Source organism: Agrilactobacillus composti DSM 18527 = JCM 14202, assembly GCF_001436375.1.
GTDB classification, from domain to species: Bacteria; Bacillota; Bacilli; order Lactobacillales; family Lactobacillaceae; genus Agrilactobacillus; species Agrilactobacillus composti.
On sequence record NZ_AZGA01000070.1, the window covers coordinates 14,854 to 35,543 of the forward strand.

The 20,690-nt window shown below is 43.4% G+C and carries 17 protein-coding genes; all 17 read right to left on the reverse strand.

All coding sequences use genetic code 11. The features are described from left to right. Nucleotides 1-45: 45 nt before the first annotated feature. Nucleotides 46-2,406, reverse strand: coding sequence for an endonuclease MutS2 (locus FC83_RS11365; RefSeq protein ID WP_057002790.1), 2,361 nt, complete (start codon nucleotides 2,404-2,406; stop codon nucleotides 46-48). Nucleotides 2,407-2,555: 149 nt separating this feature from the next. Further along, nucleotides 2,556-3,098: a CvpA family protein gene (locus FC83_RS11370; protein WP_035452705.1), complete on the reverse strand. Its 543-nt coding sequence runs from the start codon at nucleotides 3,096-3,098 to the stop codon at nucleotides 2,556-2,558. A 23-nt stretch (nucleotides 3,099-3,121) separates the two neighbouring features. Continuing rightward, nucleotides 3,122-3,382, reverse strand: coding sequence for a cell division protein ZapA (locus FC83_RS11375; protein WP_035452707.1), 261 nt, complete (start codon nucleotides 3,380-3,382; stop codon nucleotides 3,122-3,124). Nucleotides 3,383-3,474: 92 nt separating this feature from the next. Further along, nucleotides 3,475-3,798: a DUF1292 domain-containing protein gene (locus FC83_RS11380; RefSeq protein ID WP_035452709.1), complete on the reverse strand. Its 324-nt coding sequence runs from the start codon at nucleotides 3,796-3,798 to the stop codon at nucleotides 3,475-3,477. Between the two features lie 55 nt (nucleotides 3,799-3,853). Further along, nucleotides 3,854-4,291: a Holliday junction resolvase RuvX gene (gene ruvX / locus FC83_RS11385; protein ID WP_035452711.1), complete on the reverse strand. Its 438-nt coding sequence runs from the start codon at nucleotides 4,289-4,291 to the stop codon at nucleotides 3,854-3,856. After that, nucleotides 4,291-4,548 carry an IreB family regulatory phosphoprotein gene (locus FC83_RS11390; protein ID WP_057002791.1) on the reverse strand — a complete coding sequence of 86 codons (258 nt, stop codon included), beginning with the start codon at nucleotides 4,546-4,548 and terminating at the stop codon, nucleotides 4,291-4,293. Before FC83_RS11390 ends, ruvX begins: the two co-directional genes overlap by 1 nt. Nucleotides 4,549-4,628: 80 nt before the next feature. After that, nucleotides 4,629-7,274 (reverse strand): alanine--tRNA ligase, encoded by a 2,646-nt coding sequence (gene alaS / locus FC83_RS11395; RefSeq protein WP_057002792.1) that lies wholly within the window; start codon nucleotides 7,272-7,274, stop codon nucleotides 4,629-4,631. Nucleotides 7,275-7,531: 257 nt separating this feature from the next. Next, the gene (locus FC83_RS11400) at nucleotides 7,532-8,482 is read right to left on the reverse strand and encodes a hypothetical protein (protein ID WP_035452712.1); all 951 of its coding nucleotides are present in this window, start codon (nucleotides 8,480-8,482) and stop codon (nucleotides 7,532-7,534) included. A gap of 2 nt (nucleotides 8,483-8,484) precedes the next feature. Then, nucleotides 8,485-9,825 (reverse strand): DEAD/DEAH box helicase, encoded by a 1,341-nt coding sequence (locus tag FC83_RS11405; protein WP_057002793.1) that lies wholly within the window; start codon nucleotides 9,823-9,825, stop codon nucleotides 8,485-8,487. Continuing rightward, entirely contained in the window at nucleotides 9,825-10,790 is a 966-nt protein-coding gene (locus FC83_RS11410; protein WP_035452714.1) for a DHH family phosphoesterase, read from the reverse strand. Before FC83_RS11410 ends, FC83_RS11405 begins: the two co-directional genes overlap by 1 nt. A gap of 1 nt (nucleotide 10,791) precedes the next feature. Further along, nucleotides 10,792-12,129, reverse strand: coding sequence for a DRTGG domain-containing protein (locus FC83_RS11415; protein WP_035452716.1), 1,338 nt, complete (start codon nucleotides 12,127-12,129; stop codon nucleotides 10,792-10,794). A gap of 20 nt (nucleotides 12,130-12,149) precedes the next feature. After that, on the reverse strand, nucleotides 12,150-13,274 hold the full coding sequence (gene dinB, locus FC83_RS11420; protein WP_035452718.1) for a DNA polymerase IV: 1,125 nt from the start codon (nucleotides 13,272-13,274) through the stop codon (nucleotides 12,150-12,152). A gap of 142 nt (nucleotides 13,275-13,416) precedes the next feature. Continuing rightward, a complete protein-coding gene (gene zwf / locus FC83_RS11425) occupies nucleotides 13,417-14,904 on the reverse strand; it encodes a glucose-6-phosphate dehydrogenase (RefSeq protein ID WP_057002794.1) in 1,488 nt (495 codons plus the stop codon). 146 nt (nucleotides 14,905-15,050) lie between these two features. After that, the gene (adhE, locus tag FC83_RS11430) at nucleotides 15,051-17,675 is read right to left on the reverse strand and encodes a bifunctional acetaldehyde-CoA/alcohol dehydrogenase (protein WP_057002795.1); all 2,625 of its coding nucleotides are present in this window, start codon (nucleotides 17,673-17,675) and stop codon (nucleotides 15,051-15,053) included. 236 nt (nucleotides 17,676-17,911) lie between these two features. After that, entirely contained in the window at nucleotides 17,912-18,277 is a 366-nt protein-coding gene (gene yajC, locus FC83_RS11435) for a preprotein translocase subunit YajC (protein ID WP_052004634.1), read from the reverse strand. Between the two features lie 123 nt (nucleotides 18,278-18,400). Continuing rightward, nucleotides 18,401-19,543 (reverse strand): tRNA guanosine(34) transglycosylase Tgt, encoded by a 1,143-nt coding sequence (gene tgt, locus FC83_RS11440; RefSeq protein WP_035452723.1) that lies wholly within the window; start codon nucleotides 19,541-19,543, stop codon nucleotides 18,401-18,403. 81 nt (nucleotides 19,544-19,624) lie between these two features. After that, nucleotides 19,625-20,656, reverse strand: coding sequence for a tRNA preQ1(34) S-adenosylmethionine ribosyltransferase-isomerase QueA (gene queA / locus FC83_RS11445; RefSeq protein ID WP_035452725.1), 1,032 nt, complete (start codon nucleotides 20,654-20,656; stop codon nucleotides 19,625-19,627). Nucleotides 20,657-20,690 lie beyond the last annotated feature (34 nt).

Here is a 20,690-nt window from a genome sequence, read left to right on the forward strand (position 1 = left end):
AACAGTAGATTGCAATGGATTTGCTTACAAATTATTAGTAAATTTTTACTGGAGCACCGCAATCGTAGCCCCATCACCGCCAGCAGACGCTGGGGCATAATTAAATTTCTTGATGCGGCGATTATTTTTCAAATAGTCCTGAACACCCTTACGAATGGCCCCAGTCCCTTTACCATGGACGATCGTAACCTGTTGATAGCCGGCCAATAGCGCACCGTCAATATATTGGTCTAAATCAGCCATGGCCGCATCATAACGCTCCCCTCTTAAATCTAATTGGGGTGACACATGGCTGCCGCTACTAGAGACCGTAGCAAACTGGCGCACTGGTTCTTTTTTATCCGGTGCATTGACTTTTTGTAATTGATCTGTGGCGATATTCATTTTTAAAATACCCATCTGAACTTGCCATTCATGGGCGTTGACCTGCTTGAGCAAGGTGCCTTGTGTGCCATAAGAAGTTACTTTCACTTCATCACCAGGTTTTAATGCTTGGCGTTTCTTTTCCCGCCGTAAAACTTTATTTTGTTTTAAGGTCGGTTCTTGCACTAAATTCTTAAGGCTGGTGTTGGCCGCAATTAATTGGTCTTCTTTCACATTGCTCGCACCGCTTAGTTTCATTGCCCGGAGTTGGCTAATAATTTTGTCGGCTTTCTCCTGGGCCTTTGCCACAATGGCATTGGCCTTTTCTTTAGCCTTGTTTTCTTGGTTTTCCCGTTCCACAAAGAAATCATGGTAAGCCTTAGACAAGTCATCATGGAGCTGTTGGGCTTGTTTTAATTGTTGACTCAAATCTAGATACTCAGTTTCTGCAGCTTTGCGCTGACTTTCTAAATCCGAGATCATATTGTTTAAATCTTGGCTTTCTTCGTTTAATAAATTCTTAGCACTAGCGACGATTGATTCAGGCATCCCTAGACGCGCGGAAATATCAAAGGCATTACTACGCCCTGGTACCCCGATCATTAAGCGGTACGTGGGTTGTAAGGTAGCCACATCAAACTCCATGCTGGCATTGATGGTCTGTGGTCGTTCATAGCCGTAAACTTTCAATTCTGGATAGTGGGTAGAAGCAACCACGTAACTGCCCACATTCCCCAAGTAATCTAAAATCGCAATGGCTAAAGAAGCCCCTTCTTGAGGATCTGTTCCAGCACCCAGTTCATCTAACAAGACCAAGCTGTGATCATCCACGTGCTGGAGAATATGAATGATATTTTCCATATGGGCAGAGAACGTACTTAAATTTTGTTCAATGGACTGTTCATCGCCGATATCCGCGGAAATGTCTGAGAAGACCCCAACTTGACTTTCTTCTTCAGCGGGAATAAACAACCCTGATTGGGCCATCAATTGCAACAACCCTAGGGTTTTCAAAGTAATAGTTTTCCCACCAGTATTGGGGCCAGTAACCACGATACATTGGAAATCTTGACCAATATAAATATCATTAGGCACAATTTTGTCCGGGGCGATCAAAGGGTGTCGGGCTTGTTTTAAATTCACTTGGTTATCTGGACTTAATATTGGTTTGGTAGCTTTGATTTCGTGGGCAAACCGGGCTTTGGCATTGATAAAGTCCAAATGGGCTAAAACCTGGCCGTTATTGGTGATTTCAGTTAAATAAGGCATCAAAGCTTCAGACAGTTCCGCCAAGATGCGTTGAATCTCTTGGGATTCTTCGATTTGTAATTGGCGCAAGCGATTATTCAGATCCATGACACTTTGAGGTTCCACGTAAACAGTCTGGCCACTGGTACTTTGATCATGGATCACCCCACCAAAATGACTGCGATATTCAGACCGCACGGGGATGACAAAGCGGTCATCCCGAATAGTAACCACGGGTTCACTCAAGTACTTGGCTTGATTGCCGCGGGTATAGCCGTCCATTTTACTCCGGATTTGATCAGATAATTGCCGAATGCCGCTGCGAATACCTCGTAAGGCGGTGGAGGCTTCATCTTGAATGCCCCCGGCTTCATCTACGGATTGGCGCAAACGTTGAGATAACTGCGGTAAAAGCGTCAATTCATCAGCAATACCGTAGGCTTGGGTCAATTCAATAGCATCGGCTTGTAAGTCTTCGAAAAAACGATGAATCGCACTGGTGGTTCGCAGTAAACGGGAAATATCAGCTAACTCTTTGCCATTTAACATGGCGCCAATCTTTAAGCGTTTAATGTGGGGGCCAATATTTTCCAGGGTATTTAACGGAATCCCACCCTTTAAGCGATAAATCGTCGCCCCATCGTCGGATTCAGCGATGGCTTGGGCCACCGTTTGAAAATCAGAGCTTGGTTGTAATTGTTGGATTGTTTGCTGACCTAATGCGGTTTGGGCATAGGTGGCAATTTGATCTGTGATGCGTTTAAATTCTAAGGTTTCTAATATTTTTTGATTCATGCTATGCTCCCTTTAAAAATGAGCCAACTTGCTGTGTTTCAAACAAAAAAGTTTGGTAGCCAATAGGTTGCCAAACTTTCGTCAATAATTTCAAATATCAATTTAGCCAACACAAATAGTCCACCGTATTCGGCGTTCGCATAAGACACTTATGGGGTCACGATCCACCATTTGGTGATCAGATCCGTCAATATTGGTGAATAACGGACCATGCCCGTACTGACCCAAGAATGCCCTAAAGCAGCCTGTAAGCCATCAACGGGAATCAACGCCACCAAATAAAGGATCAAAAAGATCCCCACATAATTTGTAACAAACGCTAAAATCATCGCACCTAAGACGCTCATGGAGTAATTCATGGGATAAAATTGTAATGGTGCCAAAAACAGACCAACAAATTTCATGATCAGCCAGCCAATCAATAGAATCAAAAGAAAAGCAAACCCGGCATAAAATGCGGTGTCGAGTTTCAAACCCAAGCTGGCATCAAAAAAAGCAAAATGACTACTTGTGGTGGCTGACGGGTATGGAATCAAAAGTGTCAGATTACTACCTAGACCGCGATATATCAAATAAGCAATCCCAAAAAACACAAGATAGCTGATTGAATAAATTGTTTGTAAAATTAAACCACGGCGGGCACCTATATAAATTCCATAGGCCAATACCAAAATAATTAAGAAGCTCAACATACTTTTCCTTCACCAACTATAGACTAATCTTGTGACTGGTCCTGATTTTGTTTTTTCAAATCATTGAGTTCCGATTTGTATTTAATTTGATCTGAAATGGCATTAAAAGCTAATAAGATGGCGGCATCTTCCTTAGAAATGTTGGGGGACAAGTTTTGGATCTCCGCCAGCTGTGTGTTTAACAACTCTGTCACTGCGGTCATATGGCCCACACTACCAGGCCCAATAATCACGTAGTCTTTCCCATCAATATTAGCCTTAAAGCGTCTTTTTTCCTCGTTCATGAGGATTCTCCTTTAAATAATGCCCAGTTAATGAATGTTATTTTACCACAAAATGACCCATTCAAAAAATAACTGTGCAATAAAATCTTTAATTAATAATCCGTACCATCGTCATTGATGAACGTATTTAAAACTTCTTCAACCATATTCCATTCGTCGTCATCTTCAATTGGGTACAGGTCACCTTCGGCCACATCCCCGTTTTCATCTGGCTTAAACGAAAAGGCTTGAATTTCAACTTCTTCATCTTCTTTGGCACTGGCCGGGTATAACAAGACATAAGACTTGCCATAATCCTCAGAATCAAAAGTAAAAAGTACTTGATAAAGTTCTTCGTTACCCTGATCATCAACTAACGTCACATAGCGATCGTTCATGTCTTTTGAATTTTGCTGGTTATCTTTGTGTTCACTCATAATATTTTTCCTCCGTTAAATAAACCATTCTTGGTCAAAACAATTCTAATTTCAGCTAAAGAGTGGTTAATTTACCTTTGCTATCTAAATAGTTTTGCAAAATCATGACCGAAGCCAGCTTATCAATAACTTTTTTACGTTTTTTCCGAGATGTATCGGCTTCTTCTACCAACATCCGGGTTGCTTGGACCGTGGTCAAACGCTCATCAATAAAATCAATGGGCAACCCAAACTTCTCTTTTAACAATTCGCCATAGTCTTGCGCCTTTTGCGCCCTGGGGCCAATGGTGTTGTTCATATTTTTGGGCAAACCTAATACGAAGCCTTGGACATCGTATTTTTGGGCTAATTCTGCCACACGATCCAAACCAAATTCTGCTTTATCCTCATCAATGGCGATAATTTCAACGCCTTGGGCAGTCCAACCCAGCAAATCCGAAACGGATACGCCGACAGTCTTTGAACCCACGTCAAGTCCCATTAGTCTTGGCATTATTGGTTTTTCTCCAAATAATTCCGAACTAACTCTTCGATAATTTCATCGCGTTCATGTTTGCGAATCAAGTTACGGGCATCGTTATGCCGGGGAATATAGGCCGGATCGCCTGACAGCAAATAACCCACGATCTGATTGATCGGATTATAGCCCTTTTCCTCAAGTGCCTGATAGACCGCTTCTAGCGTTTGTTTGACGTTTTTGTTGTTATTATCGCCAAAATTAAAATGCATTGTTTCATCTAAAGAACTCATGCCAATGACCCCCAATTTTTGTGCTCATTAATGATAATTGTAACTGATTTACAATTAAAGCACAATTAATTCTGAGAAAACTATTGTGCTGCAAGCCATGTAACGGCCTGTTTCAAAGCATCTGGTAAGCCTGCGGGCTTCTTGCCGCCGGCTTGGGCCATATCTGGCCGGCCACCACCGCCACCGTTAACCAGCGGCGCAATGGCTTTGATCAAATCGCCAGCTTTAATGCCCTTTTTAACCGTTGCCGCAGCCACAGCCACGATCAAGCTAACTTTATCGCCTTGAGCTGTGCCTAATACTAACACATCAGAGGCTTGTTTTTGCTTCCACTGATCTGCCAATTGCCGCAAAGCATTCATGCCATCAACTTGTAATTGCCCGGTAATAATTGAATAATCCCCGGCAGTTTGTACGTTGGTGAAGATATCGCTCACTTGTTCCTGGGCAAACTTAGCCTTTAAGCGATCGTTGGCCTTGGTCAAATCCCGAACTTGATCCTTTAATTGCGCAACTTTGTCAACCACCTCGTCAGTCTTGACAACCTTTAGGCTTTGCGCCGTCTGTTGCAATAAGGTTTGTTGTTTTGAAAGATATTCAAAAGCCGCTTGCGACGTTACCGCTTCGATCCGTCGTACACCGGCACCGACTGCCGATTCAGATTGAATCTTGAACAACCCGATTTCAGAAGTATTGTTCACATGGGTTCCCCCACATAACTCAATGGACCAGTCGCCCACATTTACAACGCGGACCACATCCCCATATTTTTCTGAGAACAGGGCAATGGCCCCCATTTTTTTAGCTTCAGCCATGGAAGTTTCCACAGTTTTCACTGGAATTTCAGCCCAAATCTTTTCGTTGACGATACTTTCAATTTGGGTCAATTCTTCTGGGGTCACTTGACCAAAGTTGGTGAAGTCAAACCGCAGATAATCTGGCTCTACTAATGAGCCAGCCTGGTGCGTATGGGCACCTAAAACTTCCCGTAAGGCTTGGTCTAATAAGTGGGTAGCTGTATGGTTGCGCCGAACTTTCTTTCTAAAGGTTTCATTGACCTGTAAGCTATAGGTCGTCCCCTTTTGTAACGGTTTTAAAACGTCTACAAAATGCAAAGGTTGCCCATTTGGTGCATGCTGAACATCGGTGACCCGGGCGACGACTTCATTTTGGTCGTTTTTGATCACCCCAATATCAGCCACTTGGCCCCCCATTTCTGCATAAAACGGCGTTTCATCAAAGAGCAGTTCTGCTTTGCCACTGGCCACGCTGTCTTGTAATTGGTCAGCTACGATAATGTCTGTTAGCACACTTTCGTTATCGATCAATTCCACATAGCCGGTAAATTCACTGGGATCTTTAATATCCATTAACAACTTATTCTGTGACCCCATGGATTGCACGTCACCCCGGGCAGCCCGGGCCCGCTGCTTTTGCTGAGCCATTTCGGCTTTAAAGCCTTCTTGATCCACATCTAATCCCGCATCGTGGGCATATTCACTGGTCAAGTCCACTGGGAACCCATAGGTATCAAATAACTTAAAGGCATCGGCGCCGCTGATGACTTTGGTACCTGCAGTTTTTAGGCTGGCAATCAAATCATTTAACAAATCTAAGCCATCTTTTAAAGTTTCCTGGAAACGATCTTCCTCGGATTTAATAACTTTGGCAATATACTCTTTTTGGGCGAGAACATCAGGGTAATAGCTTTGCATGATTTTGCCAACAGTTGGTACTAATTGATACAAGAAAGCACCCTGGATACCCAATTTTTGGCCATTTAAAGAGGCTCTCCGAATTAAGCGCCGTAAGACGTAGCCCCGACCTTCGTTAGAAGGTAAAGCCCCATCCCCAATGGCAAAAGTAACCGCCCGGGCATGATCGGCAATAATCTTAAAGGACGTATCATCAGCTTTGTTATCGCCATATTTCTTAGCAGCACTGAGGTCTTCCGTTTGGTGAATCAGCGGTAGGAATAAATCTGTTTCAAAGTTAGTCGGGGCATCTTGGATGATGGAGACCATCCGCTCCAAGCCCATCCCCGTATCAATATTTTTATGGGGTTGTTCCACGTAACGACCATCTGGTAAATGGTTGAATTCAGAAAAGACGATATTCCAAATTTCCAAGTAACGTTCGTTTTCCCCACCAGGATAACTTTCTGGATCATCTTCCGGCAAATTATTATATTTTTGACCCCGATCATAAAAAATTTCAGAGTCTGGGCCACTTGGGCCTTCACCAATATCCCAGAAGTTATCTTCAGCTTCTAAAATATGATCTTCGGGCACACCCACAACTTCATGCCAAATTCGGTGGGCTTCAGTATCTTTGGGGTAAACAGTGACATATAATTTGTCCCCTTCAAAGTCAAACCAATCTGGGCTAGTCAGTAATTCCCAGGCCCAAGGAATCGCACTTTCCTTGAAGTAATCCCCCACTGAAAAGTTCCCCAGCATTTCAAAGAAAGTATGATGCCGAGCGGTTTTACCCACATTTTCAATGTCATTGGTCCGAATACTCTTTTGGGCATTGGTGATCCTAGGGTTTTTAGGAACGACGCTGCCGTCAAAATATTTTTTCAATGTCGCTACCCCAGAGTTGATCCAAAGTAACGTGGGATCGTCTTGGGGAATTAAAGATGCGCTGGGTTCCACATCATGACCCTTACTCTTGAAAAAATCTAAAAACATTTGCCGAGTCTGGGCACTGGTCAGTTTTTTCATTAAAAAATAGCCTCCATTAGCACTAAGCGAATAAAAAGACACCTTTGCGATTCAAGGACGCCTAAACGCGGTACCACCTTGATTGCAACGATGTCTTCGTTAGCCACTCAATCATTTATTATCTCATTTATTAATCACAGGTAGCAAATCCTTAGATCACGGGAATCTTCACAGCAACGATTCCTTTCTGAACGTGAGCGCTAAAAATTTATGGCCTTTTTATCGTTTATTATTATAGAGCAGTCCTTGGACATAAGTCAATCATCAGATAAGACGATTGAAATCATGGGCCGATAAAAAATTTGAGCGGCGGTAAATTCTGCCGCTGCTTGCGTATTTAAATAATAGGGTGACAAACTTAAGGCCTGTCTGCTGCCACTAACTTGACCACTGGTACCAACTAAACCTTGGGTCAATAACTCAGCTTGATTGACCCCCAAAGGATACGTCAAGCCAAAATACGTGTCTAGGGCCACGGGCCAAGTTGGCGTTTGATAGGCATTGCCCCAAGGAAAAATCTGCGGATACTTGGTATTACGCAAATACAAGTAATCCCAGTGATCTAATAAGGTCATCCCCTGTTGCGAAAGGGCTTGGCTCAATTGCTCTGGGGTTTGGTCAGGGCGTTTGGTGGTAACTTGATAATAAGCCTGATCAGCCATCAACGTGCTGATGCTCCACGGGTTAATAATCTGCTTGGGCAGCTGCTGCGTATCAGGATCAGACGTGGTTTGCTGCAGTTGCATCAACGTATTTTGAATGTCACCTTGACGGCGCTTGGCAAAAAGGGGGTCGCCAAAAAATTCCCCTGTTTTAATGGCAATCACGCCTTGGGGTTGTTGGCTCAACACCACAGGGGTTTTAACCACTAACATCGGTGCCATATCTAAAGTTTGTTGTGTCAATAATTGGCGCCTTACCTGATCGCCATCATCAGGCAAAGTGGCCATGAGATCATGGATCCGTTGCGGACGCAAGCCCAACTTCACTTGCGCATCACCTGGAATAAACACAAAATCAAATCCGGCAATAAAGGCTTGATAGCTATTAAACTGATAGCCCTTAAACCTATAATGATAGGGTCGAATTTGGCTAATGGGTAATAAGGGGCTCACAAAATAACGCAGCAGTTGCTGGAATTGATGACGTTTATCAGCGTCAGTCAATTGATTCCATTGGGGCAGCTGCAAGGCGTTAGGGCTAGCCATGGCTATTTACCTCGATTCTTCTTAGCCCGTTTCATCCGGCGCTTTTCAATCTTACGTTTTTGAAACTGATCTTGTGAAATGGCTTCTTTGATTTTCTTTTTATAACCAGGCTTTTTCTTGATTTTTGCCTTTTTCACAAAGCCCTTCAGTTTTGGATCTAAATCCGCGGCTTTCTTTTGGCGATGCTCCCGGCGATTACGCTTAGGCGCGGCCACTAATTCATCATTTTCCAAACGGATGGGCGCAAATACAACCCCCATCTTCTCCAAATCATCGATTTCTTGTTCATCATCAGGACCATAAAGGGTCAAGGCTGTTCCAGCTAAGCCATTACGTCCGGTACGACCTACCCGATGAATGAAGAACTCAGGGTCTCTTGGCAGCTCATAGTTCACCACTTCAGAAACCCCTTCGATATCAATCCCCCGGGCAGCTAAATCAGTAGCCACCACGTATTGATATTTCAGTTCATGAATCTCTTTCATGATACGCTTACGTTCTCGTGCTTGAATGCCACCGTGGATCCGGGCCACATTTAAGCCTTGATCCTTTAAGAAATGATAAACTTCATCGACCTTTTCTTTGGTGTTAGCAAAAATCAAAACCAAGTAAGGTTCCCCAAGGGTCACTAATTTTTGTAAAATTTGTTTTTTATCCTTCCCTTTGGTGAAGAACAACTGATTTTTGATCGTGCTAGGAATTAAGGTCGTCGCTTTGATTTGTTCAAATAGGGGATTATGCAAATATTTCCGTAAAAAAGGCTGCAGTTTTGGTGGAATCGTGGCAGAAAATACCAGAACTTGTAGTTGTGCTGGCATTTTACTGGCAATTTGATCCACGTCCTTTAAAAAGCCTAAATCAAGCGTCATATCAGCTTCATCCACCACGAAAATCTTGGCCGTTTGAATTTGTAACGCCGCACTATTGACCAAATCTAAAATTCGGCCCGGTGTGCCAATGACAATATGGGGTTGTTGATTTTCGAGCTTTTCGATTTGCCGCTTCTTATCAGTGCCCCCCACATAATTGTGAATTCGGATTTGGGGATCATAGGCGGCTATCAAGGTTTCAAAGGTGTCCTGTAATTGGGTAGCCAATTCCCGGCTGGGCGCGGTAATGACGGCTTGAACCACTTCTTGAGTCGGGTCTATTTTTTCTAAAATTGGGATCAAGAAGGTATGGGTCTTGCCACTGCCAGTTTGTGACTGACCAATGACATCCCGGCCACTTAAGACTGGGGGTAACAGTTTTTCTTGAACCGGTGTCGGGGTGGTGAAATTAATCTTATCCAAGGCGTCAATCATCTTGGATGAAAGTGAAAATTGTTTAAAAGTTGCTGCCATTAATGCTTAACCTCATTTTCTTTATACGTGCTGACGAGTTGTTGTAGCGCTTCATAGATTGTCGTAACTTCTCCTAAATCCCGAGCGCGGGCGCCACTGGCCAAGGGATGGCCCCCACCGCGGTGAGCTTTGGCCAATTCGTTGATAACTGGTCCCTTGGAGCGGAAATGAACCCGGTAAGTCCCATCTAGTTGTTCCACCACTAAAATCCAAGCCAAGCATTCTTTTAAGTGTCCTGGCGTGGATACCACTGCATTGACCTGGTCATCGGCGATCCCCATCTCTTTTAACAAAGCTCGGGAAATCACCATCAAACCAGTACCATTAGTATCAATTTGTAAATGATCATAAACAAAAGACTGCAATTTAGCTTGGGCCAAAGTAACCTCACTCATATGTTGGCTCACTTTGTCCAAGGCAAAATCAAAACTGGTTAATTCTGCAGCAATCCTAAAGGTTTCCGGACTGGTGGATGGGTACATGAAACGACCGGTGTCCCCCACGATGCCGGCGTAAAGTTGACGTGCGGCGGTCGTATTCAATTTCAACATTCCCGCACTGGCATCCACCAGCTGGGTAATAATTTCAGAAGTACTGGAGGCATCATCATTGACGTAAACCAAATCCCCATAGTGGTCATCATCGGGGTGATGGTCGATTTTAATGAGATAAGCCCCTTGATCATAACGTTTGTCGCTGATTCGCGGCGTGTTGGCCGTATCACAAACAATTACTAAAGCATCTTGATAAATGTCATCCCCAATGGTATCCATGGTATCGATCCAATCCAAATCGCCAATGGGACCGCCGACTTTATAAACTTTTTTATCAGGGAAACTATTTTTGATAACATTGGCCAATCCGCTCTGGGAGCCAATGGCATCCGGATCGGGATTTTCATGGCGATGAATGATAATTGTGGGATAGGCACTGATTTTTGCTAAAATATCCTGAAAGATTGTCATATTAATTCCTCTCTAGTAACTGCAACATTAAAATCGCTTTAGCAACAATAACATGATTTACGTAAACATTCACATCTATTTTTGCCGAACGCCGCCCAATATCTAAAATTTGGGGTCGAATCGTTAAATTACTTTCCAATTGAATCAATTTTAAATAATGCAGATCCATTTGTTCCACAATGGCGTTTTTCTTATAGTGATTGTTCAACAAACGCTGGCAGCTATCTGCCACTAACTCGGATAAAACCCCAAAGGCAATCGTCCCTAGACTATTCACCAATTGTGGTTGAACTTCAAAGCGATAAGCCCCCTGAACTTGGGCGCTGAGCGTGGGATCTAGTTCTGTATCAGTCTCTTGTAAGCTGCCAATCATTTGATCATAAAAAGTATCGGTGACTTGAGGCTGTCTTGGGGCCATTTGCATGGTCTCCATAATATCTTTTCGAGAAACGATCCCCTCTAGCTGAAGTTTGTTGTCCACCACCGGAATCATCTCTAAACTATTCCAAGTCATCAAATGACCGGCACTGGCCACACTGCTGTTCTTACGCACCACCAGGGGATCTTTCGTCATTATTTTTTCCAAAGGCGTCTTATTAGACCGTTCCAACACATCTTTACCAGTGACAACGCCTAACAGCCGCATTTGTTTATTGACTACTGGAAATCTAGAGTGACCCCTTTTTTGAGTCAGTTGGATGTAGTCCTTCACGGATTGCGTGTTCAATAAGTAATCTGCTTGGGCAAGGGGTTGATAAATATCCCCCACGGTGACGATTTCTTTTTTGATTAATTGGTTGGTCAAAACCCGGTTGATTATTGCGGCAACCGTAAAGGTATCGTAAGTTGTCCCCAACACTGGCAGCGCCAATTCGTTGGATAAATCAATAATACTTTGGGTGGCTGAAAAGCCCCCAGTGATCAAGACCGCCGCCCCATTTTGCATAGCTAGGCGCTGGCCATCTTCTCGGTTCCCAATGATCATCAAAGATTTGGGTGTGATGTAGCGCTCCATAGCTTGTAGGGTCATGGCCCCAATGACAAACTTATCCAATAACTTGTCTAAGCCGTTAAAGCCCCCATAAACTTCCCCATCAATCGCTTTAACGATTTCTCGAAAGGTTAGGTTTTCAATCTTCCCCTTTAAGCGCTGTTCGATCCGCATGGTCCCGACCCGTTCAATCGTCGTGACTAGGCCTTCAGTTTCAGCCGTTTTAATGGCCCGATAGGCCGTCCCTTCACTGACATTTAACGCCCGGGCAATAGAGCGCACGGATATCTTATTGCCAATGGGGACGGTTTCAATATAATCCAATATTTGTTCATGTTTTGTTGTCACAGAAACACCCTCAATATCTGTTAAAAAATTAGTGGTAATGTCATATTTTCGTAACTCTTCGATAACAATGTGGTGGTGGTCACGCCCAAGAGGCGAATTTCTCGGCTCAAACTACCATAGGTGGTCCACAGTTCCTGGGCCACCGCTAAAATATCGGCCGCTGTGTAAATGTACTCCCCCACCGTAATCCGCTTCGTCGTGGTCACAAAATCTGAATCTCGCATCTTCAAAACCACTGTTTTTGCTTGGAGATTGCGTTTGGCTAAAATATCAGCCACTTGCTGGCTAAACAACTTGAGTTGGTCCAAAATATCGGCTTGATTATCTAAAGGCGGGTTATACGTCCGTTCTTTTCCCACCGATTTACGGGTCCGATCGGCTTCCACAGGCCGATTGTCAATGCCCCGAACCCGCTGATACAAAATATGGCCCATCTTGCCAAAATGATGGATCAAATCATACTCTGACAGTGCATACAAATCTGCCCCAGTAAACACCTTGAGGTCATGCATCTTAGGAATGGTCTTTTTGCCGACCCCTTGAAATTTTTCAATGGGCAGCCGTTTTAAAAATTCCTCCGCTTGTTCCGGCAGTACCACCGTTCGGCCAAAGGGCTTGCGGTAATCTGAGGCTAGTTTGGCGATATATTTGTTGTAAGTGATCCCTGTAGAACAGGTTAACCCCAGTTGCCGGTAGATTTTACTTTGAATGTACATGGCCGCGTCAATGGCCTGCTTGAAACCTAATTTATTTTCAGTCACTTCCAGATACGCCTCATCCAAGGCCAAGGGTTCCACAATATCTGTGACCTCATGAAAGATATCATGAACTTGGTCGGAAATTCGCCGATAAGTTGGAAAATCCGGGTCAATAAAAACCGGTTGATGATCCTTAGCCAACTCAAAAGCCTTTTGCGCCGGCATAGCCGAGTGAATCCCAAAGCTGCGGGCCACATAATTGGCAGTGGTCACCACGCCCTTGCCGTGGGTTTGCCGTGGGTCATGGGAGACGATCACGGGTCGCTGCCGCAGTTCGGGATGCCGCAACATTTCGATTGAGGCATAAAAAGCATCCATATCCACATGAATAATTTTGCGCTGGGTGTTGTTTAGGATCGGCATTTCAAATAACATTTTCTGAGACATTATCCTCACCTGTCTAACCTTTTGCCGTACAAACAGTAACAGAAGCTAGTCATATTATAACAAATAAAAAGCCGATATAATAGGATATACCGACTTTTTTTGACATTGTTGTAATACAGTTTTCAAAGCGTCCTTTGGCCCTTTAACGGGTCGTGCGCGGTTCAGGTTGATAGATCCATTGCCGATTAGATCGTTGCAATAATGAATCCGAAGCAGCGGGTCCCGCGGTCCCACTTTTATAGTTTGGAAAATCAGTTGGGGCATTATTGTCCCAATATTGGCGAATCGCATCCACGAATTTCCAAGTCTTCTCTAACTCTAACCAATGGGAGAAATTAGTGTGATCGCCTAAGATCACATCATAAATCAACCGTTCATAAGCATCTAAAACTTGGGCTATTTCAGCTTTGCTGTGTTGGTAAGTCAATTGATAACGCGCTGGGTCAGTGGTTTGCCCAATCTTTTTGCCATTGAATTGTAAAGCGACCCCTTCTTCAGGTTCAATTTCGATGGTCAAAATATTGGGTTCGTCTGGTTGGCTAAAGATGGGGTTTTGTCTTGGTTTAAAGACCACATCGATCCGGCTGTTCTTTTCGGGTAGTCGTTTACCGGTACGAATAAAAATTGGTACTCCCCGCCACTGGTCATTATCAATATGAACTTCACCGGCCACAAAGGTTTCAATCGTGGAATTTGGTGCCACATTTGGTTCATCTCGATAAGCTGGCTCGTGATCAGGGATGTCACTGGCCCCGTATTGACCCCGGACAAAATACTTGGAGACCTCTTCAGGTTTATAGACTTGCAAGCCGGCAAATAGCTTTTGCTTTTGATCTCTTAGGGCTTCAGCAGACATTTTTTCCGGTGCCCCTAAAGTGGTCAAGGCTAAAATCTGCATGATATGATTTTGCACCATATCCCGTAAAGCCCCGGCAGTTTCATAATACCCAGCCCGGTCTTCAACCCCTAATTCTTCATTCAAGTTAATTTGGATATTATCGATGAAATCCCGATTCCAAACTTGTTCAAAGAAAGGATTGCTAAAGCGCAGCGGCAATAAGCCCAAGACCATTTCCTTACCCAAATAATGATCGATCCGATAAATCTGATCTTCACTAAAGGTATCGCTGATGGCATCATTTAATTCCTTGGCACTGGCAAAATCACGGCCAAACGGTTTTTCAATCACGATCCGGTTATAACCTTTTTCGGATACCAAATTTTGAGACTTCAAATGTTCCGCAATTGTGGCGAAGAACTTGGGTGCCATGGCCATATAAAAAATACGATTGCCTTGGGTCTCATATTTCTTCTCCAACTCAATGCCCAAATTATCTAACGCGATGTAGTGTTTTGAATCCGTCACATCGTGGGCTTGATAGTAAAAGTGTTTGGTAAATGAATTCTTTTGGTTGAAAGAGCCAGGGAGTTCCTCTAATGATTTCAAGATTGTGCTGCGATAGTAATCGTCACTCCAATCCCGCCGAGCTGTGCCAATAACCGCAAAGTTATGTTTGATATGATTCTTACGATACAGATTAAATAGCGCAGGATACAGTTTCCGGTGGGCTAAGTCACCAGAACCGCCGAAAATATAAATTAAAACTCGATTCTCAGATACGTTTTGCAAAAAAAGAACCTCCCTTTCGGAAAATAGATAACTTGAAATCTGATTCTAAAACATTATAAGCATGTTGGAATGCAAAAAACAAGCAGGCGAATTCGTCTACTTGTTTTTAGTTAGCACTTTTTTAGTTCAAACTGTCGGATGATAATTTAAAATGAAGACTTTGGACCAGCCCATTCGTCACGAATGATTTGCGCCATATCGGCAATCAATGGTTCCTTCGGGTTGGTGATAGTGCAGTTATCTTCATAAGCTAATTCAGCCAATTGGTCAGCATTTTTTTCAACATCAGCTTTAGAAATACCTTGATCCTTCAAGGACATCTTCACGCCAACGCTTTCTGCCAAGTCAACAATGGCATTGCATAAAGCATCGACTAATTCGGCATTGTTCTTCCCTTGTAAACCAATGGTGCGGGCAATATCAGCATAATCTTGATCAGCACGGAAATAACTGTATTTCGCCCAGATAGCCCGTTTTTCAGGTGTCTTGGCATTGTAGTGAATAACGTGTGGCATAGTGATGACGATCATGCGCCCATGGGGTAGATGATATTGTCCCCCAAGTTTGTGGGCAATGGAGTGGTTGATACCCAATAAAGCATTGGCAAAGGCCATCCCTGCCATGGTAGAGGCATCATGCATGTGTTCTCTGGCCGCTGGATCACCGTCATAACTTTGTTTCAAATTCTCAAAAACTAAGCGAATGGCTTGTAAACTCAAACCCTTGGTATAGTTGCTGGCCATGGTAGATACATAACTTTCAATGGCGTGGCATAAAACATCTAGGCCACTATCAGCCACAACGGTTTTTGGTACTGATTGGATGAACTGAGAGTCCACAATGGCCACATCTGGTGTCAAGGCATAATCGGCCAATGGGTATTTAACCCCAGTCTCACTATCAGTGATAACCGCAAATGGCGTCACTTCAGATCCTGTCCCAGAAGTCGTTGGCACACAGATCAATTTAACATCATCTAATTTAGGGAACTTGTAGGTCCGTTTCCGAATATCTAAGAATTTTTGTTTTGCTTTAAAGAATGAGGATTCAGGTGCTTGATAAAACATCCACATGCCCTTGGCCGCATCCATACAAGAACCACCACCAATGGCAATAACTGTATCTGGTTTAAAAGTCCGCATCATTTCGGTGCCTTTATAAACCGTATCCGTGGAAGGATCAGGTTCTACATCTAAGAAAGATTCAAATTGGACAGGTTCCTTCCGATTCATCAAGGCGTCTTCAATAATTTTGACATAGCCAAACTTCTCCATGTCATGATCCCCTACGATGAATGCCCGTTTGATGTCTTGCATCTTTTCAAGGTAGTTGATGGCGTTTTTTTCAAAATAGATTTTGGGAGGTAACTTTACCCATTGCATGTTGTTCCGGCGTTTTGCCACGATCTTGATATTCAACAGATCAAAAGTACCCACGTTATGAGAAATAGAGTTCCGCCCGTAAGAGCCACAACCTAATGTTAAGGAAGGAATCATGTTGTTGTACAAGTCCCCAATACCCCCAACAGAAGATGGTGAGTTCACTAAGATCCGGCAAGCATGCATCCGGATCCCAAATTCAACCATTAAATCATTGTTGTTAGCGCTGGTGTGGATCACCGCAGAGTGCCCGGCACCGCCCAAATCAAGCATTGCTTCACTTAATTTGAAACCGGCTTGGACATCTTTAGCTTTTAATAAAGCCAAAACAGGTGATAGTTTTTCTCTAGAAAGTGGATACTGATCCCCCACCCCATCAATTTCAGCTACTAAGACTTGGGTGCCTTTAGGGACTTTGATCCCAGCCAAATTAGCAATTTCAATGGCCGAATGTCCAACAATTTTAGGATTAACGGCGTGTTTTTCAGGATCAATCACAGTATCAGATAATTTTTGTAATTCACTTGGCTTAACCATGTAAGCCCCTTGGGCAGCAAATTCTTCTTTAACCGCTTTATAAATTGGTGCTTCAACAATGGCTGCTTGTTCAGACGCACAGATCATCCCATTGTCAAAGGACTTGGATAACATAATGTCATTAACAGCTTGTTTCACATCGGCTGTCTTTTCAATGAAGGCTGGGACGTTACCAGGCCCAACACCTAAAGCAGGTTTCCCGGTAGAGTAGGCGGATTTAACCATGCCCGGCCCACCAGTTGCTAATACAGTGGCAACCCCAGGGTGATTCATCAAAGTCTTCGTAGCATCGATACTTGGCGTTGGAATATAGCTCAAGGCCCCAGCTGGTAAGCCAGCCTTCACAGCAGCTTCCTTAATGATATCTACGGCAGCTGCTGAGCTCTTTTGAGCGCCGGGATGGAAGGCAAAGATAATCGGATTTCTAGTTTTAATTGCGATCATGGCTTTAAACATCGCCGTCGAAGTTGGGTTGGTCACAGGTGTTACCCCAGCAATAACGCCAACGGGTTCAGCAATCTTAATAATTTCTTTTTCGCGGTCGTCTTCAATGACGCCAACAGTTTTATCATCTTTAATGGCGTGCCAAATTTCTTCAGTGGCGAACATGTTTTTAACAGCTTTATCTTCGTAAACGCCCCGACCGGTTTCTTCAACGGCTAATTTAGCCAAATACATATGTTTGTTTAAACCGGCAATGGCCATTTCATGAACAATACTATCTACTTTTTCTTGATCAAAGCCGTGCATGATTTTTAATGCGGCTTGTGCATCTTTAACCAAACCGTCCACCATTTCTTGGACGTTGACGGTACCAGGTTGTGTCGCTTTGTCTTTCTTGTCTACGTTAAGCATATTTAAATTCCCCCGTTTAGGTTTTGATGTCTTTGTTATTCATTTCACAATTAGTATTGTATAACGGTCGCTCATATTTGTAAAGTAGTTTCGTGATTCTTTTCACATATTTTATTGTAGTATTTTCAATAACAGTTTATTCCCCTTATTTAGCAAGGGTTTCAAAGCTTAACTTAGACTTGTCATTTGCAAACTCTGTTCACCTTTAAACAAAAACGGGCTTAAAGCGTCCCGGTTTACTTGTCGGCTTTTTGATCATTTTCGGCTGATTTTGCATCTGCAGCTTCACTTGCATCAGGCTTGTCGTCAGTCTTATTGTCCGTTTGGTCTTCAACCTTCGCTTCTGGTGTAGAAGTTACCCCAGGGATGTTGGCTGTCGTGGGTTCAACTTGGCGAATGGCAGATAAATTAAAGGTTAAATAAACACCATCACTATCAATAACGACCGTTTTTGCATCATTATCCAGCGTATCGATCACACCATGTAACCCACCAATGGTGATGATCTTGTCGCCTTTTTTCATTTGGTTCATCATTTCTTGACGTTTTTGCTGTTGCTTCTTTTGTGGCCGGATCATACTGAAGTACATGACCACACCCATTGCGACTAGGATTAAAATAAAGGACCAACTGCTACTGCCTGCTGCTAGAAAATTCAATTGCAAAACCTCTCATTCTTCTTTATTAGTATTATCTTACCAAAAATTAGCGGACTTTACTATAACTTAAAAATTTCTTGCCTTTTCTTTATTGAAGCCATAAGTTTCAAAGAAGTCCTGGCGGAAAGCCAACAAATCATCATCCATAATTGCCTGTTGTACTTGTTGCATCAAGTGCAATAGGAAGTATAGATTATGATAGCTGGTTAAATGAATCCCAAAGATTTCATCGGCTTTGATTAAATGGCGAATGTATGCCCGGGTGTAATTCCGACAAGCATAACAATCACAATTAGGGTCCAGCGGCGTAAAGTCTTTAGCATACTTGGCGTTTTTGACCACTAAGCGGCCTTGGGAAGTCATCACCGTGCCATTGCGGGCAATCCGGGTGGGCAAAACACAATCAAACATATCAATGCCCCGAATAACGCCATCGATCAAGGCATCTGGGGAACCAACCCCCATCAAATAGCGGGGTTTGTTTTCAGGTAATAACGGTGTCGTAAAATCTAAGACCCGGTTCATTTCAGCCTTAGATTCCCCCACGGACAACCCACCAATGGAATAGCCTGGAAAATCGAGGCTCACGAGATCCTTGGCACTTTGAGTCCGTAAATCTTCAAAACCAGCGCCTTGCACAATGCCAAACAACCCTTGTGTATCTGGATGGGCATGGGCTTCTAAGCCCCGAGCCGCCCAACGTGTTGTCCGGGCAACGGATTTTTTAACGTAATCATAACTCTCAAAAAATGGCGGACATTCATCTAAACTCATAATGATATCAGCCCCGAGGTCATTTTCGATCTGTAACGCTTTTTCTGGAGACAAAAACATTTTAGCGCCATTTAAGTGGTTCTTAAAGGTCACGCCTTCTTCAGTAATATTGCGACTATCTGCTAAAGAGAAAACCTGAAAACCACCGGAATCAGTTAACACACCCCGGTCCCAGTTCATAAACTTGTGTAAGCCGCCAGCTTCCTTGACGATCTCTTCGCCTGGTCGCAGCCACAAGTGATAAGTATTGGACAAGATAATCCCCGCACCCATATCTTTAAGTTCTTCAGGGGCCATGGTCTTCACCGATGCCAAAGTACCAACAGGCATGAACATTGGTGTTTTAAAAGTCCCATGGGGCGTGGTTATTTCACCTAGACGGGCACCAGTGTGCTTGTCTTGTTTGATCAGGCGATAAGTGATCGCTGCCGTCATATATAAAACAACTCCTCATTTAATTTGATAATCAATTCAAGTAATATAACAAGTCCATAAAATTTAGTCAATCAAAATTCCTTATTTAATAAACATGGCATCGCCAAAGCTAAAGAAGCGATAACGTTCATCAATGGCATGTTGATAGGCGTTTAAAATCATTTCCCGACCAGTAAACGCGGCCACCAACATCACTAAGGTAGATTTAGGCAAGTGGAAATTGGTGATAAAAGCATCCACTACCCGCCACTTGTAGCCGGGTTTGATGAAAATATCCGTCCAACCGCTGTCTGCTTGAATGGCCCCGTCAAACTTGGTGCCAATTGTTTCCAGCGTCCGAATAGAGGTGGTCCCTGTGGCGATGATCCGACCCCCATGGGCCCGGACATCATTTAAAGTAGCGGCGGCAGCTTCACTGAGGCGATAGAATTCAGAATGCATCTTATGATCTTCAATATTGTCCTCAGACACTGGCCGGAAAGTCCCTAAGCCCACATGTAAGGTTAAATAAACTAACTTGACCCCTTTATCTTGGACCTTTTGTAGTAATTCCTTCGTCCAGTGTAAACCGGCTGTTGGGGCTGCTGCTGAACCGCTTTCCTTAGCATAAACAGTTTGATACATTTCTGGATCATCAAGCTTTGCCTTGATATAAGGTGGCAATGGCGTTTCGCCTAATTGGTCCAAAATTTCCATAAAAATACCATCATAGTGAAATTCCACCATCCGGCCACCGTGCTCTAGTTCTTTAGTAACTGTTGCTTTTAACAAACCATTACCGAATTCAATGACTGTTCCCACTTTGGCATGCCGCGCTGGTTTCATCAGCGTTTCCCAATTATCCCCTTCAGTGTTATGCAACAGCAACACTTCCATATGACCGCCGGTATCTGGTTTTTGGCCATAAAGCCGTGCTGGCATGACCCGGGTGTCATTCATGACCACTGCATCCCCTGGGTTTAATTCCGCTAAAATATCATAGAAATGTTTATCTTCTAATTTACCAGTTTTGTGATCCAAAACTAACATTCTAGAAGCATCCCGTTCTTTTAAGGGGGTTTGAGCAATTAATTCATGGGGTAATTCATAATCAAAATCTTCGGTTGTTAACATCTGTTTTTACGCCACTTTCTATTTATAAAATTAA